This is a genomic window from Capnocytophaga sp. oral taxon 903 (assembly GCF_013394785.1).
GTDB classification, from domain to species: domain Bacteria; phylum Bacteroidota; class Bacteroidia; order Flavobacteriales; family Flavobacteriaceae; genus Capnocytophaga; species Capnocytophaga ochracea.
In genome coordinates, this window is the sequence record NZ_JABXYW010000002.1 from 586,881 (window position 1) to 602,528 (window position 15,648).

General features: G+C 39.1%; 15 protein-coding genes. 10 read left to right on the plus strand and 5 right to left on the minus strand.

What is annotated here, in order from left to right; all coding sequences use genetic code 11:
* Positions 1-57: 57 nt before the first annotated feature.
* The 4 genes from HW279_RS02405 to ribD form a co-directional block, all read right to left on the minus strand.
* Positions 58-252 (minus strand): hypothetical protein, encoded by a 195-nt coding sequence (locus HW279_RS02405; RefSeq protein WP_178957493.1) that lies wholly within the window; start codon positions 250-252, stop codon positions 58-60.
* 309 nt (positions 253-561) lie between these two features.
* Entirely contained in the window at positions 562-1,716 is a 1,155-nt protein-coding gene (locus tag HW279_RS02410) for a carboxypeptidase-like regulatory domain-containing protein (RefSeq protein ID WP_178957826.1), read from the minus strand.
* 366 nt (positions 1,717-2,082) lie between these two features.
* Positions 2,083-2,997: a hypothetical protein gene (locus HW279_RS02415; RefSeq protein WP_178957827.1), complete on the minus strand. Its 915-nt coding sequence runs from the start codon at positions 2,995-2,997 to the stop codon at positions 2,083-2,085.
* 480 nt (positions 2,998-3,477) lie between these two features.
* Positions 3,478-4,494 (minus strand): bifunctional diaminohydroxyphosphoribosylaminopyrimidine deaminase/5-amino-6-(5-phosphoribosylamino)uracil reductase RibD, encoded by a 1,017-nt coding sequence (gene ribD / locus HW279_RS02420; protein ID WP_178957828.1) that lies wholly within the window; start codon positions 4,492-4,494, stop codon positions 3,478-3,480.
* A 634-nt stretch (positions 4,495-5,128) separates the two neighbouring features.
* On the opposite strand from ribD, the gene HW279_RS02425 reads away from it, so the two are divergent.
* The 5 genes from HW279_RS02425 to HW279_RS02445 all read left to right on the plus strand — a co-directional run bounded on the left by HW279_RS02425 (position 5,129) and on the right by HW279_RS02445 (position 9,377).
* A complete protein-coding gene (locus tag HW279_RS02425; RefSeq protein ID WP_178957829.1) occupies positions 5,129-6,283 on the plus strand; it encodes a 5-(carboxyamino)imidazole ribonucleotide synthase in 1,155 nt (384 codons plus the stop codon).
* Positions 6,284-6,305: 22 nt separating this feature from the next.
* Positions 6,306-6,992, plus strand: coding sequence for a tRNA (guanosine(46)-N7)-methyltransferase TrmB (trmB, locus tag HW279_RS02430; protein ID WP_053581100.1), 687 nt, complete (start codon positions 6,306-6,308; stop codon positions 6,990-6,992).
* Between the two features lie 162 nt (positions 6,993-7,154).
* On the plus strand, positions 7,155-8,255 hold the full coding sequence (locus HW279_RS02435; RefSeq protein ID WP_178957830.1) for a glycoside hydrolase family 6 protein: 1,101 nt from the start codon (positions 7,155-7,157) through the stop codon (positions 8,253-8,255).
* Between the two features lie 19 nt (positions 8,256-8,274).
* Positions 8,275-9,045: an alpha/beta fold hydrolase gene (locus tag HW279_RS02440; protein WP_016479897.1), complete on the plus strand. Its 771-nt coding sequence runs from the start codon at positions 8,275-8,277 to the stop codon at positions 9,043-9,045.
* Positions 9,030-9,377, plus strand: a complete 348-nt coding sequence (locus HW279_RS02445; protein ID WP_009418951.1) for a phage holin family protein — start codon at positions 9,030-9,032, stop codon at positions 9,375-9,377. Before HW279_RS02440 ends, HW279_RS02445 begins: the two co-directional genes overlap by 16 nt.
* 55 nt (positions 9,378-9,432) lie before the next feature.
* Here HW279_RS02445 and HW279_RS02450 read toward each other — a convergent pair whose 3' ends face one another.
* The gene (locus HW279_RS02450; protein WP_178957831.1) at positions 9,433-10,854 is read right to left on the minus strand and encodes an ATP-dependent RecD-like DNA helicase; all 1,422 of its coding nucleotides are present in this window, start codon (positions 10,852-10,854) and stop codon (positions 9,433-9,435) included.
* A gap of 126 nt (positions 10,855-10,980) precedes the next feature.
* On the opposite strand from HW279_RS02450, the gene HW279_RS02455 reads away from it, so the two are divergent.
* From HW279_RS02455 to HW279_RS02475, 5 genes are all read left to right on the plus strand, one after another.
* A complete protein-coding gene (locus HW279_RS02455) occupies positions 10,981-11,643 on the plus strand; it encodes a hypothetical protein (RefSeq protein WP_002673865.1) in 663 nt (220 codons plus the stop codon).
* The gene (locus HW279_RS02460; RefSeq protein WP_009410305.1) at positions 11,618-12,460 is read left to right on the plus strand and encodes a DUF3822 family protein; all 843 of its coding nucleotides are present in this window, start codon (positions 11,618-11,620) and stop codon (positions 12,458-12,460) included. The genes HW279_RS02455 and HW279_RS02460 overlap by 26 nt, the downstream gene beginning before the upstream one ends.
* Before the next feature lie 9 nt (positions 12,461-12,469).
* Entirely contained in the window at positions 12,470-13,177 is a 708-nt protein-coding gene (locus HW279_RS02465) for a beta-carotene 15,15'-monooxygenase (protein ID WP_178957832.1), read from the plus strand.
* Between the two features lie 81 nt (positions 13,178-13,258).
* A complete protein-coding gene (locus HW279_RS02470) occupies positions 13,259-13,972 on the plus strand; it encodes a DUF4197 domain-containing protein (protein ID WP_002673868.1) in 714 nt (237 codons plus the stop codon).
* A 343-nt stretch (positions 13,973-14,315) separates the two neighbouring features.
* Entirely contained in the window at positions 14,316-15,632 is a 1,317-nt protein-coding gene (locus HW279_RS02475; RefSeq protein WP_178957833.1) for a DUF389 domain-containing protein, read from the plus strand.
* The last annotated feature ends 16 nt before the right edge of the window (positions 15,633-15,648 follow it).

Consider the following 15,648-nt stretch of genomic DNA (forward strand, 5'->3'; position numbering starts at 1 on the left):
TACATTAAGTTTTAAAATACAGGGTAATTAAGATGTTTTAATTACCCTGTACTTTCGTTAAAAAATCTTAGCTTTACAACCAAATTTACAAGTGTTTTCACCTTTAAAATCGGTGTCCATTTCTGCTTCGAAATCAAGGCTTTTAACCCACCCCATTTCATAGCGTTTTTCAAGTTCTTCAACTTCAAACGCATTTACTAAGGCTTTTTCGTCAAGTTCGCAAACTTGCTCTTTGTTGAATTTTGTTTCCATAACTATTTATATTTTAATACTGGAAATCAAACCTTCTTTGGGTAAGGCATCGGTTACTTCCTTTTTATAGCGCAAAGATATAAAAAAAAAAACGTGTCAATAGGTAAGTGCAATTTTAACAAAACTTTAACTATGCTAACGTTATAAATCAATACGTTACAATCTTTGTACTACAATTCCTTTTTTAAACTGTTAATTTTTTTAAGATGATTGAGGTATTGAGAATTGCTTTTTGCTTATTGAAGCTTTAGTATTCTAATAGTTAAAAATTAGAAATTACACGGTATTCTTTCTGGTTATTGGACAAGGTTATTGGTTTATAAAATCTTGTTCTTCTTTGGTAAGTAAAAACTTGGCTTCACCTTGTTTGTGAGGGGTAACGTATTCGTGAAAAGACTTTTGAATGTCTATTCTATCTTCTTTTTTAATATGTTTGTTCTGTACTCCTGTACGCAAAAAACTATGCTCTAAAAAGAGTTTATCTCTTTTTCCTTTGTATTCAATAGCTCCTATGAGTCTTACATAATAAGAACTAAACAATAACTTGCCTTTATAGTCAGTTAAAGTAAGTTCCAAATGATAGTTATCTGTAATAGACTTATAAGGAACTTTACTTTTCTCAGAAACTTTATCACTTATACCTTGATGTATGTCGTTAAAAACAACTTTTCTCACAGCATTGGTAGTATTGTCAAACACCAATACCGAGTTTTCAAGTTTTAGATTTAGCTTTTTATTGATAACAATATCAGCGTAAAAAGTTACTTTAGTAACATCTTTACTTTTCTCTACTTTTTTGATATCAATATTTTCACCAAATTGATTTATGAGAGATAAATAAGTATTCAGAAAAAGATACATAAACATTGGTTTTCTTTCTAAGTGAACAGAACGAGCCGCGACTTCTTCTTCACTTAACATTTTAGAGTAGTCGATATTTTTAAGTTGGATTTGTAATAGTTTTTCTAAAGGTTGCTTGAAAGAAGTATAACGATAACTTTTGCTCCACCAATCTAACTGCACTTGGTAGAGCCTTGTTAAGGTATCATTTCTTATCATCTTTTCTCGATAGGTACACTCCAATATCTTAGCCTTAGTGTCATACAATTTGAAGTAATTATCTAAAACATACTTTACTTTTTTCTTCAAATCAAAATTGTACAGTACTACTTCGTCAAGTTGTATTTCTTGCGGGCTAAGGTAAACAGTTGCTTTAGTAAAGGTTTTATCAGTAAAAATCTTTTTGGTAGCATAGCCTATATGGCTTAAGGTAAGTGTATCATTTTCTACGGTAATTTTTGCTTTACCTTCCTCGTTAGTAATAGAGCCGTTAAGCGTGTTAGTATAATACACTTCGGCATTGGGAATAGCTTTATGAGTAGTAGCGTCGAACAGGGTAAGCTCAGCTACTTGGGCGGGTAAGGCAGTAGTTGTGAACAATAGGATAAAGAATAGTGTTTTCATTTTATTATATTTTTGCGCCAAAGATAGTAATAATTAGTTAATAATATACTCTTGCACGACAAGCTTTTGCTAAATATCCCTATACCCTAAAAACTATGGTCTATGCTTTATTAAACTTGTCCAATGCAAATCTCTTTCCCTTTACTACCGAAAAACAAATGGTATAAAGTTACGAACTCACCAAGCAGAAAGATTTTCCCGAGTTTCTCAAAACCCAAAGTCATAAACTGTTTACCGTACTACGGTTGCCCGTGTGGCTCGCACTGTCTACCGTACTACGATCTACGGCTTAAATAAGAAAAAAGCTCCTATAAAAGGAGCTTTTTCTGAAAGAACTTTCAAACACAAATACAATGTAAAATCTAACTAATATGTGAATTCTATTGTTTTTACTTCTTTACCGTTTTCCTTTACAGTAGCTTTAAGAGGGTATTCAGTTTTAAAGTAACTATAAGAGGTTTCTTGCTCGTAACTACGTCCTGTTGCACCAGAATCCTTTACCGTTTTCTTGGTAATGTTATTTCTAGCGTATTGTTCATTTAAGAACACTTCGGGGTAAGTAGCTCTATAAGACAAATGCAAAAACCAAGGATTGGTTCTACCATCATACTGGTAGGTTGTTACCGAAGTTTTATTACCTGCTGTGTGTGTGTGTTCTCTTACCGTTTCGTTGTAGTTCAACACATAAGTATCTGTAGCAGTAGTAGTAGCGGTACTCTTCACTCCACTCGTTTCAGTGTATTCGCTTGTTACAGCCTTTATCTCATTGAGTACTTCACGGTTGTAGACTACCACTGTATACTTAGTTACATTAGCCGATAACTTTTCACTTTTAGTATGTTTTTTTAACCTGCCACCATCATACTCATACTCATCTACGGTTGGTAAACTCTCTTTGCCTACGACAGTAGTTGTTTTCTTAAGCAAGCGTCCTCTTTCACTGCTATACTTGTCATACACAACTTCCTCTTTTTTCACATTGCCTTCTGTGTAAACCGTTTTGATAGGAAAAGTCCCGTCATACGAAGTCTCGTACAATTTTTCCACAGTTCTACCGGTGCCATCTATCACTTTTATTGTGTGTTTGCGTACCAATCCTAATACATTTTGTAGATACTCAAAAAGTTGCTCAGTAGTTTGTGTTTGGGTACCTTGTGCAGGTAGGGTCGTCTCCACTATCTTATCTGCAAAATAGATAGGATCTGAAGGTGGTAAATCGTCGCCTTTATCACAAGCTGTGAATAAGCCAACTGTCGAAAGTAATAAAATAACTCTTTTCATTGTATATAATTATTTTGAAGATTATCTATGTTTGTAATGCTCGTACTTTCTAAAATCCGTGCGAGTCTTTCCAAGCCAAAGACTTATATGCTACTTTTAATGTGTGTGCCGTGTTACACTCCTTATAAAATAACTTTTGTGCTAAAACACTGCAAGACACACTTGTTTACATCATATTTATACTAATTCTACTATCAAAAATCTTGCCATAAAGTACTTTTCCTCCTAAAAATACCCCCTTTTTAACATTTATTCGGTATACCCCAAGCCTTCTTTCATCGTTTTTTAGTAATTCCTGCAATTTCTACCTCTTTTTACCTTTTACTCACATACCCAGCTGTGAGCCCTCGCTGACTTTACCTTTCCTTTTACGCCTGTGCAGCTCGCACCTTTTACCTACTCATACGGCTCACTCTGCCCGTCGTGCTACAATCGTCCGTGTGACTCGCTCTGCCCGTCGGCTAGAATCGCCCGTGTGGCTCAAACCTGCCTGTGCGGCTCGCACCTGAGAATAGGCGCCTTCACCCCTTCTCCAAAGCAAATATCCCCCGTAAATACAACCGCTTCATCCCATAAACCTTCGTCGATAAACTGTTGCAGTGTATAAGCCCCCCCTTCCACAATCATACTTTGTAAATTCATTTCATACAGTTTAGCACAAATTTGTTCCAAAGGTTTATGCTTAAAATCTATCGTGAAAAAATCAGTGTGTATCATCTCCGGAACAGACGTCTCTTCAGTAAAAAACAAAGTAGTCGTACGGTCGTTCCATACCGCAAATTCCTTCGGACTACGTAACTTTGGGTCAATTATTATCCTCACAGGATTGCGCCCATACCAGCTACGGCTGTCCAACGAAGGATTATCCGCCAATACCGTTCCTACTCCCACCACTATACCTTGTTCCTCAGTGCGCATTTGGTGCGCTGTCTGGCGCGCATAAACGTCGCTAATCCACTGCGGAGCAACCTCCTCTTTATGCAGGGGAGCTATAAACCCATCGCGCGTTTCAGCCCATTTCAGGATAATATAAGGGCGATGTTTTTCGTGAAAAGTAAAAAACCGCTTGTTCAGTTCCCTACATTCAGCTTCACACACCCCCACCTTCACCTCACAACCCGCATTGCGCAGTTTTTCAATTCCTTTGCCGTGCACTTTCGCAAAAGGGTCGGTAGTGCCAATCACCACCCGTCCTATCTTGTGAGCAATGATAAGGTCAGCACACGGGGGCGTTTTCCCAAAATGGCAACAGGGCTCTAAACTCACGTAAATCGTACTTTTTGGTAGCAGACTCTTATCTTTCACTTGGCTAATCGCCCGTACCTCAGCGTGTTCCTCACCCGCTTTCTGGTGCCACCCCTCCCCTATGATACGCCCTTCGTATACGATAACACTACCTACCATAGGGTTCGGATAGGTACTTCCTAAGCCATTATAAGCCAACTGAATGCACCTACGCATATACCACTCATCAATAGTTAATTCTGAGGTTGTCATAAGAAAAAAATAACTTTTGGCGCAAAGATAATAAAATAACCGCTAAGTATAAAAACGACAAAATGTTTTATACAATTTTAACAATTCATAACCCATTGAAAATAAACTATCTATATAGCATTTCTATATCTATCTTCCAAGATTCGTATAAGCTTCCTATAAGCTTTCTATAAGCTAAGAGCACTTTTTTCATAGTTTTCTTTCATCTCGGTATTTTCCGATATTATACTAATACCCTTCGATATCTTCCGAAACCCCAATATCTTTTTTGCAGTATATGCTACTTTTCAAATGATAAAACTAACGCTTCACAAATTAAGATAAATCTATACAAACTAAATAAAACCTTTCTTGTTTGATTTTGTTGTAATCTGTTCTATTTCTCTCCCGAAGGGAGATTTTCTTTTAATTTTGAAACCAATTTGTTTTAAATTTCTGCACCATCAGGTGCTCTTCCACTAAAAGAAATTTTTGTACTACGACCTTTGCCAAAGTTGATTATCAGTATTATTGGCATTGTTGGCATTAATCAGTATTATTGGCATTATTGGCATTTTTTGGCATTAAAAAATAATTTCGTACCTTTGCCTCCTCATTAACCATTAACCGCTAACCACTAATCATTAAAAGCAATATGCCCCATTATTTCTCTTCCGATTTTACACTCGGAATCCTTGGCGGAGGTCAGTTAGGCAAGATGCTCCTTACCGAAACCCGCAAGTTCGATATCACCACCAAGGTGCTCGACCCCTCCCCCGATGCTCCTTGTCGCATTGCCTGCAACACCTTTGTGCAAGGCAACCTTACCGACTTTAATACCGTGTATAACTTTGGTAAAGACGTAGAAGTACTCACCATTGAAATCGAAAACGTAAACGTAGAAGCCTTAGAGAAACTACAAACCGAAGGGGTAAAAGTATATCCCAGCCCTCAAACTATCAAGAATATCCAAAATAAAGCCACTCAAAAACAGTTTTATGCCACTCACGGTATCCCTACCGCTCCTTTTCAAGTCTTTCAAAATACCGAAAGTCTGAAAAAGGCAATCAATGAACAACAGCTCACTTTACCTTTCGTGTGGAAGTCAGCACGCTTCGGGTACGACGGTAATGGCGTGAAAATTGTCCGCCAGCTCACCGACCTAAATCTTTTACCTAACGACCAGTGCATTGCCGAAAGCTTAGTGCCTTTCAAAAAGGAATTGGCAGTAATCGTAGCTCGTAATGCAAAGGGTCAGGTGCGCACCTACCCTGTGGTAGAAATGGAGTTCCACCCCGAAGCCAATCAGGTGGAGTATGTGCTTTGTCCTGCGCGTATTGAAGAGGCTGTCGCTCAAAAAGCACGTACTATTGCAATACAAGTAGCCCAAGCTTTTGAAGTAGTAGGACTCTTAGCCGTCGAGCTCTTTCAAACAGAAAACGATGAGATTTTGGTAAACGAAGTCGCTCCTCGCCCACATAACTCAGGGCATTACAGTATCGAGGCAGCTTATACCAATCAGTTTGAGCAACACCTGCGTGCTATCTTAAACCTGCCCTTAGGAAGTACTGAAAGTAAGGTCGCAGGCGTAATGGTGAATCTTGTAGGAGCAGAAGGCTATCAAGGAAAGGTAGTGTATGAAAACATCGAACAGATAATGGCAATGGAAGGCGTAACCCCCCATATCTACGGCAAAAAAGAAACACGCCCTTTTAGGAAAATGGGACACGTAACCATTGTAAACCCCAATATCAACAAAGCACGCCAAATAGCCGAACAAGTAAAAAACACCATACGCGTAATCGCCTAATTTTTCTCTATTCACTCAATCTATGGGAAGCAAAAACAAACTCAAACGCTTTGAAGAAAATAAAACCTTTGCCAATGTAATCCAACCTTCACGCGAAGAGCTCCTTAACGGTGCTTTTGTCTATAAAGGTCGGTGGAAGGAACTCTTTTTTAAGAACAATCACCCTATTGTCTTAGAATTGGGTTGTGGTAAAGGCGAATACTCAGTGGGCTTAGCCAAACGCTACCCTCAGAAGAATTTTATAGGTATCGATATCAAAGGAGCACGCTTTTGGCGAGGTGCTAAAACTGCTACTGACGAAAATATTACCAATGTAGCCTTCTTGCGCACCCAAATAGAACTCATCGAATGTTGTTTTGCCCCTGAGGAAGTAAGCGAAATATGGATTACCTTCCCCGACCCTCAAATCAAATACAAGCGCACCAAGCACCGCCTTACAAACGCCGATTTTCTAACGCGGTATCAGCATATCCTTGCACCAGAGGGTTATATCCACCTAAAAACCGATAGTGAGTTTATGCACGGCTATACGCTGGGATTGTTACACGGAGCAGGACATAAAGTACTCTATGCCAATCACAACATCTATAACAGCGACGGTGTACCCGAAGAAGTAACCGAAATTAAAACCTTTTATGAGCAGTTCTATTTGGAGCAAAACAAACCTATTACCTACATTCGCTTTCAGATAAAAAAAGATAATAATTAACATTAAAACCTCTAAAAAGTCTCTTTTGCATCGTACTTCCCCCTCTTTGAGGGGGTTAGGGGGAGGTTCTCCCTGAAGGGCTGAGTATGTGACGAACCTCAACCGAAGGAATCATCAAACAACCATTAACCATTAATCATTAACCATTAATTATATTATCCAATGAAAAAACTCTTTTTCCTTACATATCCCTATCTCATCATTGCGATATGCTTCGCAATCATCTCTTGTGATAAGCATAATAATACTGAGGAGATTCCGCAAAAAGAAAACCCCAAAAAGGAAGAACCTAAAAAAGGAGACAGTTCTTTATTAGCTTATTCCAAGCCTTTCTATCTCTTTACTGAAACTAAGGCTTATGAAATGACTAAGCAAGAAAAAGACCCTTACTTAAAGAAACTCTATTACCAAATAGCCGCTACTCCCACAGCTGAATGGTTCGAAGGCGTAAAAGCCTTCGACGATAGTACCTTAAAACGCCTCATCGAAGGCGCAAAGGCACAACAAAAAACACCTATCATTACACTCTACGGTATTCCTTATAGAGATTGTGGTTCGTATTCAACCGGAGGTCATAAAACGGCTGCTTCTTATAAGGCGTGGATAGATCGCACCAGTGCTATTATTGGCAAAACCCCTATAATAGTGATTGTAGAACCCGATGCCCATAACTTTTGTTTAAAGAAAGGCTGGAAATACAACGATGCAAAATACAAAGAACGCGCTGAACTCCTCACTTATGTAGGAAAAACCTTTGCTGATAACAACCCGAATGCGTTGTTGTATTTGCATATTGGCGGAACAGAACTCAAACAAGAAGAAGCTGCCCAAGCGGTAATAGATGGCGGTATCCGGTATATGCGTGGCTTTGTTACCAACGTCGCCGACCATAGAGGGACTCCTCGGGCTGAAAAGTGGAGCGAAGAGTTTGTACAAACGCTCCAAAAGAAAAACTTAGGCACAAAATACTACGTGATAGACACCTCCCGCAATGGTATTGATAGCCCTAAACAAACCAATAAGGCTTATTATTACAGTTGTAACAATTTCAACGCTGCTTTAGGAGTACGCCCTACCACCAAAACCTCTGCTCCTCACGCCGACGCTTATTTGTGGATTAAACATCCTGGCTTATCCGATGGTACTTGTGCCAATGACGATCCTGAGGCAGGCTCTTGGTTTCCCGCAGTAGCAAAATCATTAGTGCAAAAAGCTATTGAAAAAGGAATTATAGAAGAGTGGAAAATCCCTAACAACTTTTAAATTATCTTACTAAATAACTATGTTACATTCTCAAATTATAGGCGAAGGCACTCCCTTCATTATCCTGCACGGCTTTTTGGGTATGTCAGATAACTGGCGTACTTTGGGGCTCAAATATGCCGAAGCGGGCTTTCAAGTGCATTTAGTAGACCAACGCAATCACGGTCGTAGTTTTCACAGCCCCGATTTCAGCTATCCTCTAATGGCACAAGATTTGCTTGCTTATGCTGATGCTCACGGATTAAAAGTCTTTCACCTGATGGGGCATTCTATGGGAGGCAAAACAGCAATGCTTTTCGCTACCGAACACCCCGATAGAGTGCTTTCTCTCATCGTTGCTGATATGTCGCCTAAATACTTTCCTGAGCATCACGGAGCTTGTTTACAAGGTTTAGCGTCCTTAAATTTCGATGTGATACATTCACGTGCCGAAGCCGATGAAGCGCTCTCGGCTTATGTAAGTGATATAGGAGTGCGACAGTTCCTACTGAAAAACCTTTATTGGGAAACCAAAGACCGATTGGGCTTGCGCCTGAATCTCCCTGCTTTAATTGAGAATGAAAGCGAGATAGGTGCTGAACTCCCCGATAGTAACGTGTTCGAAGGTAAAACACTCTTCTTAAAAGGAGAGTATTCTGAGTATGTGATGCCCGAAGACGAAGCCCTTATTCACACTCACTTCCCGCACGCTATTATCGATACGGTGAGCAAGGCAGGACACTGGTTACACGCTCAAAACCCTACTGAATTTTACAATAAAACCATACATTTTCTATGCGATACTTTATAAGCTTATTCATCTCCGCAACCCTTGTTTTTGTATTGGGCTACCTAAATATGGGGGCTCATATCGAGAACTTCTTCACAGCACTCGTGGTAGCCTTTGTACTCTCACTTCTCAATGGTATTGTACGCCCTATATTAGAGTTCATTGCTTTCCCTATTACCTTTATGACTTTTGGGCTCTTTTTATTTATCATCAACACTGTAATTGTGCTCCTGGCAAGCAAATTAGTAGGTGGCTTTGTAGTACACGGCTTCTGGGGCGGACTGATGTTCAGCACTTGCCTTTCGTTAGCTCAGGCATTAGCTCTTGCTCCTCTTGGGAAAGTAAGAAACTAATTATTGCCAAAGTTGAAGTCACTCAAAAAACTCATCTTTCTTCAACTCTTAATTCTTAACCAAAATCCTCGTCTTTAAACCCTACCAAGTAGACCCTTTCTTTAGCACGAGTGATAGCCGTATAAAGCCATCGCAAGTAACCTTCATCTATGGTATCATCAGGTAAGTAAGGTTTCTCCACAAACACGGCGTCCCATTGCCCTCCTTGACTCTTATGACAGGTAATCGCATACGAGAACTTCACCTGCAAAGCATTGAAATAAGGGTTTTCTTTCACTTTCTGATACCTTTTATAAGCCGTAGGTTCATCAGCGTAATCAGCGAGTACTTCTTCATAAAGCTGATTGCTTTGAGCTGGTGATAAGGCAGGAGCTTCACTGTTTAAGGTGTCTAATAATATAACCGTATCAAACGGAGGTACTTCGGGATAATCAATAAGCTGAGCCGATACCTCAGCAAAGCGGAAACCATAGGCTTCTGTGAAGTCATAAAGCTGTAATACCTCTATAGTATCACCATTGGCAATAAAACTCACTTGCGAATTATCCTTACACCAAAAGTAATTATTCTTAACCACCATTAGCAAGTCACCCGCGGCTATTTCGTCTTCAACGTCTAAAATCACCCTGCGTATTTGGTTGTTCCAAGCCACAGCGCGTTTATTGGAGCGTACTATTACCGCAGTTTCTTCTGAACCATAATCGTCATACGCCTCACTAATAGCGTCTTGTATTTCAGCCCCGTCAGTAAGTCGTATTATATCAGGGTGATGATTTATCTTAAAAGCGAACTGTTTTTCAGCAAGCGAAGAGAAGATATGTTTGCGCAAACGGGTAGCATTGCGCAAAATCCCCGACTTCCGTCGCTGACGTACTACCTCAGTAAGCGTAACCGTGAGTACTTCTTTTTGAAACTGATATTCTAAATAAGGAATATTCAGCGCAGGACTTTCGAGAGTATTAATAGGAGGCAATTGCGCAGTATCGCCTATAAGTAATAGTTTGCAGTTTTTCCCTGAATACACAAAGCGCATTAAGTCGTTTAATAATGAAGGGCGCTCAAAGAGTTGATAGTCGTTATCAGCAATCATCGATGCCTCATCTACTATAAATAAAGTATTTTGGAGCTTATTGGCACGTAGTTTGAAGGATACATCAGTACCATCAGCTTTGGAGTAATAAATATATTTGTGAATAGTGAAAGCCTGCCTTTGGGTGAAATAGGTCATCACTTTGGCTGCCCTACCGGTAGGTGCTAATAACACCGATTGGTGGTTTATGAGCGGTAAAGTACGGATAAGACAGTTGGTGATAGAAGTTTTTCCGGTTCCAGCAAAACCTTTTAGTAAAAAAAGTTTATCAGAAGCATTCGCCGAGAATAGATATTCTGTAATCTTTTGTAAAGCAATATCTTGCGAAGGAGTAGGCTCGTGTTTAAAGGCACTAATAAGGGCGCTAAAAAAGGCTTTTTCGTTCATAATAAAAACAGTTCTGAGAGCAAAATTATAAAAAAAAGTTAAAATAATTTTTTTGTTTCAAAAAAAGATTGTAGTTTTGCGCAATACCAGTCAAGAAAGTTATTATTAATTTATAGAATTAAAACGATGAAAAAAATTGTAACTATTGCATTTTGGGCATTAGGTTTAGTATTTTGCTACCTAATTTACAGGTCTATCACAGGCCCTATTGAGTTCAAAAAAATTAAGGAGGAACGCTACACCGAGGTAATTAAGAAACTGAAAGATATCCGTGCAGCGCAAGATGCTTATTTGAGACTCAACGGCAAATATGCCGATAATTTTGATGAGCTTACTAAGTTTATCGAAACTGCACAATTTACTATTACTTCACAACGTGACACAAGCTGGAATGCTTTCGATGAGACTTTTAAAATTACGGTAATGCGCCAAGGTGTAGTTATTGATACTTTGGGGCACGTATCAGTAAAAGATTCATTGTTTAAAAACGATAATCGTTATTTGCATTTGCGCGATTTACCTCCTATCAAAGGTAAAATTCCTGGTCAGTTTATAATGAAAACAGGAGAAATTACCGACAAGAACAATGTAAAATCTTCCGTTTTTGAAGCGTATGTGCCTAAGAGAGTGGTGCTACAAGGTCTTGATGAAGACTTAGTAGAAAAAGAAATTGCAAAAACATCAGTAGAAGATGTAAGAGGTCCTAATATTAAAGTAGGTTCACTCGAAGAGCTTACTGTAAACGGTAACTGGCCAACTTCTTATGACGCAAAAATTGCAAAGCAATAATCAGTTTAAAACGTACTTTAAGGAATTGTCCATTCAAATAAACTTGGATGGACTTTCTTTTTGTGTGTTTAACCCTGTGCTCCTGTGTGTAGAGGCTATTTATAATTTTCCTATCAACTTCAGCTATAAGAGCAAAGAAGATATCGATAGGCAAATCTATTTTGTGATACAAAGTGAAGACGACCTCCGCCAAGATTTCGATACTATTAAGGTTTTACACAATACTCCTTCCTTTGCTTTTATTCCACAGTCTCTTTACGGCGGAAAAGACGAAATGCTGGAATACCTCAAATACAGTATAGATGTATCAGAGGCGGAACCCTATACCGTGGAAATTGATAGAATCATATCTATTGAAACGGTGAATGCTTATTTGCCCAATACAATAGTAAATAATTCACTACTTTCTTATTACGGTAGGTTCGACTACCAACACTTTGCTACCTCACTACTACGTATGTTCCTCAAACACTACTCTTCGCACGCTTTCGAAGTAATGTATATCTATGCCGAAGTAGGCTCTTTTTACTTTGTAGTGTTTAGAGGTAAAAAACTGTATTACTTCAATAGGTTCAGTTATGAAACTATTGAAGACTTCTTGTATTACATTCTTTTCTCTATTGAACAATTGGATATCGATACTGAACAAGTGCCTCTTTATATCACAGGGGAAGTAGAACCCACAGCACTGTTTTATAATAAGGTGAGGCGTTATGTGAGGTATATTTACCTCCTGAAATACCATAAGGAACATTTTGCTGCGGGAATGGACGAAGAGCTCATTCGTCGGAATTTTGTGCTCACCCAATCTTTTTAACCTATTGCTATGAAATTTTTGAACATATTGCGCAATACTTTTAAACTATACCAAAGTACTTTCGGAGTGCACCTTTTGGGCTCTCTTATTTTATTTACAGTAGTGTTTTTAGTTTACGCTTCTCTTATTACTACTATCTTCGGAATGCCTTTAGAGGATATCATAGCTCTGCAAAGCAACCCCGAAAAGCTCATCGCTTTAGTCAGTAGCCGGAGTTTTGTTATTAAATTTTGGTTCTTCTCGTTGCTTATAGATGGCATCATTACCCCTTTTACAGCAGGTATTTACAAGAACTACACGACGGTAATCCAAGGGGAACGCGCTACTTTGAGCAACCTATTCACTTATTATCGTGCTCCTGAAACAAGTGCTATTTTAAGCCACGTTATTCTGCAAATGTGCCTTAAAACTTTTATATTAGTAGGCTTTTCTGCCATAGGAATGTACTCGTTAGGACTTGCCTTTAACACTATCATCTCGTTAGTATTTGTGCTCACTATCCCAATTATTATTTTGGAAAGCAAACCTCTTTTGAAGGCTATGGGAGAGAGTTATAGAAGAATAATGCTCGCACCTTTCACTGCTCTTATCATTACCTTTTTGGGTTGTGTTTTTGTATTAGCAGGCTTCTTTTCTTTTGGTATAGGCATTGTGATTACCTTCCCGATACTTTTTGCGAGCATTTTCAGTATATACCTTTCAATAAATAAAAGGTAAATAATAATTTTCTGCTACTATTTACGCTACTTATACAGATGAAATAAGAAAAAGACAGTTAAAAATTAATAAAACAAATATATGAAAAAAGTAATGCTTTTGGGGCTCTTAACAATGGGCTCTTTTACTCTGAACAGTTGCGACGAATTGCAACAAGTTATGGGCAACACTACCCAAGGTGGTAGCGGATTTAATGTAGCCAGCGGACTCAAACAAGCCCTTGAAATGGGGGTAAGTAGTGGGGTGGATTTGCTGAGCAAAGACGGTGGTTATTTTAAAGACCAAGCGGTGCGGATTCTCTTACCTGAAGAACTCCAGAAGGTAGATAAAACTTTGCGTTCGGTGGGGTTAGGTTCTTTGGCTGACCAAGGACTAAAAGTACTAAATGAAGCAGCTGAAAATGCTGTGAGCCAGGCGAAGCCTATCTTTTTATCGGCGATACGAAATATGACCTTTACCGATGCGATGAACATCTTAAAAGGCGACAATACCGCAGCGACTACCTACCTAAAAAACAGCACTTATAGTTCTTTGGAGACTGCTTTTGCTCCCAAAGTGCAAGCCTCACTTAGTGAAGTAGGTGCCGATAAGGTATGGGAGAACATTATCAACAAATATAACCAAATACCTTTGGTAAAGCCCGTTGAACCGAACCTTACTAAATACGTTACCCAACAGGCTATCAATGGGTTGTTTGTGAAGGTGGGCGATAAGGAGAAGGAAATACGCACGAACATAGCGGCGCGCACTACCCCTCTACTAAAATCGGTGTTTGCGATGCAGGATAATAAATAATAGCAAATCCCTTATAATAATCGCCGTGCGGTATGAATACCGCACGGCGATTTTGTATTCCTATATACGCCGAACCTATACCGAGCTCATAGTGGCTTTACAGTGGCTCTACAGTGGCTCTACAGTGGGTCTACAGTGGGTCTACACCGAACAATAATAGGTATTAAACTGAATAGCAGACGAATACATTTGCTACTTCATTTAATTTCTTATAGCTTTGCACCACTAATCGACAAATTGACATATTGGTTAATTGATAAATTATGCTTATCTTTGCACTTCACATAAAAAGCATTAGCCGTTTGTACTAATGACTAAAAACTAACATCTAATATCTTACATTATGAGTTTTTTGAAAAAACTTTTCAATTTACATCAGGGGGAAGAGAAAAAGGAAAAAGTGATTGAAGATATCCTTAGCAATATCTCTTTTCGTGGCGCTAATCTATGGATTTTGGCTTGTGCTATCCTGATTGCTTCTATTGGGTTAAACGTGAATTCTACTGCTGTAATCATTGGGGCGATGCTTATATCCCCTTTGATGGGACCTATCGTGGGGGCAGGATTTGCGCTAGCTACTTACGATTTCGACCTGTTGAAGAAAACGGGCAAGAGTTTGCTCATCGCTACTGTGGTGAGTCTTATAGTATCGTTTATCTACTTCTATATCAGTCCGTTTAAAGATGTACAGTCAGAGCTTTTGGCACGTACTTCGCCTACCATTTATGATGTGCTTATCGCCTTTGTAGGTGGGTTGGTAGGAGCTATCTCCCTCACCCGTCAAGACAGAGGGAACCCCATACCAGGGGTGGCAATTGCTACTGCTTTGATGCCACCGCTTTGTACAGCTGGATTTGGCTTGGCTACGGGCAATATTAGTTTTTTTTTAGGAGCTTTCTATCTATATAGCATCAACTGTTTCTTCATTGGGATTGCTACTTTCCTCATCATCAAATACCTGAAATACACTCCTAAAAATACGGGTAACGAAGCGCTCAACAAGCGTTTGCGCGTTGTTATCACCACATTGGTAATCCTTATTGTTACCCCCAGTTTGTATTTGGCATATAGCCTTTTGAAAGAGAAGGAATTCCACGAAAACGTAGCTCATTATATCACTGCCGAGTTTGAAAACAGCGGTTATACCATTATTTACAAGAAAATACACTACAATGCCTCGCCTAAAACCATTGAATTGGCTTTTTTAGACAAGAAATTCACCGATGAGGAAGTAAAAACACTACAAAGCAACCTCAAAAACTTCAAATTACACAATACCGAACTCATCATTAGGCAAAAAGAGTCGGATATTGACAAAGAGATACTATCGGAAATCAACAAAAACAAGGCGTCGCTCTCTAATAAAGACATAAAGATAAATCAGCTAAAAGAAGAGTTGGCGCAATACAAATATACCGACCCTACTTTTGCCAAAGAAATAAAAGTATTGTTCCCTAATATTGAGAGTTTTTATTTTGGAAAACTGACGGATTTTTCGGGAAAAGGCAACTCTTCTCTCACTACGGTGATGCTCTACACGCCTAAAAAAGAGACCGTAAAAGGCAAAGAGGTCGCCAAAGAAGTGGATCGCCAAAAGTTGCAACAATGGCTCGCTGAGAAGTTTGGCGACAAGAAAGTGATTTGCCGAGTAGCAGATTAAGTCGTAGCACGACAAG

Bases quoted from the DNA above. Each gene is read 5' to 3' on its own strand.
- HW279_RS02405 (WP_178957493.1), bottom strand. From the start codon at position 252: ATGGAAACAAAATTCAACAAAGAGCAAGTTTGCGAACTTGACGAAAAA.
- HW279_RS02410 (WP_178957826.1), bottom strand. From the start codon at position 1,716: ATGAAAACACTATTCTTTATCCTATTGTTCACAACTACTGCCTTACCC.
- HW279_RS02415 (WP_178957827.1), bottom strand. From the start codon at position 2,997: ATGAAAAGAGTTATTTTATTACTTTCGACAGTTGGCTTATTCACAGCT.
- ribD (WP_178957828.1), bottom strand. From the start codon at position 4,494: ATGACAACCTCAGAATTAACTATTGATGAGTGGTATATGCGTAGGTGC.
- HW279_RS02425 (WP_178957829.1), top strand. From the start codon at position 5,129: ATGCCCCATTATTTCTCTTCCGATTTTACACTCGGAATCCTTGGCGGA.
- trmB (WP_053581100.1), top strand. From the start codon at position 6,306: ATGGGAAGCAAAAACAAACTCAAACGCTTTGAAGAAAATAAAACCTTT.
- HW279_RS02435 (WP_178957830.1), top strand. From the start codon at position 7,155: ATGAAAAAACTCTTTTTCCTTACATATCCCTATCTCATCATTGCGATA.
- HW279_RS02440 (WP_016479897.1), top strand. From the start codon at position 8,275: ATGTTACATTCTCAAATTATAGGCGAAGGCACTCCCTTCATTATCCTG.
- HW279_RS02445 (WP_009418951.1), top strand. From the start codon at position 9,030: ATGCGATACTTTATAAGCTTATTCATCTCCGCAACCCTTGTTTTTGTA.
- HW279_RS02450 (WP_178957831.1), bottom strand. From the start codon at position 10,854: ATGAACGAAAAAGCCTTTTTTAGCGCCCTTATTAGTGCCTTTAAACAC.
- HW279_RS02455 (WP_002673865.1), top strand. From the start codon at position 10,981: ATGAAAAAAATTGTAACTATTGCATTTTGGGCATTAGGTTTAGTATTT.
- HW279_RS02460 (WP_009410305.1), top strand. From the start codon at position 11,618: ATGACGCAAAAATTGCAAAGCAATAATCAGTTTAAAACGTACTTTAAG.
- HW279_RS02465 (WP_178957832.1), top strand. From the start codon at position 12,470: ATGAAATTTTTGAACATATTGCGCAATACTTTTAAACTATACCAAAGT.
- HW279_RS02470 (WP_002673868.1), top strand. From the start codon at position 13,259: ATGAAAAAAGTAATGCTTTTGGGGCTCTTAACAATGGGCTCTTTTACT.
- HW279_RS02475 (WP_178957833.1), top strand. From the start codon at position 14,316: ATGAGTTTTTTGAAAAAACTTTTCAATTTACATCAGGGGGAAGAGAAA.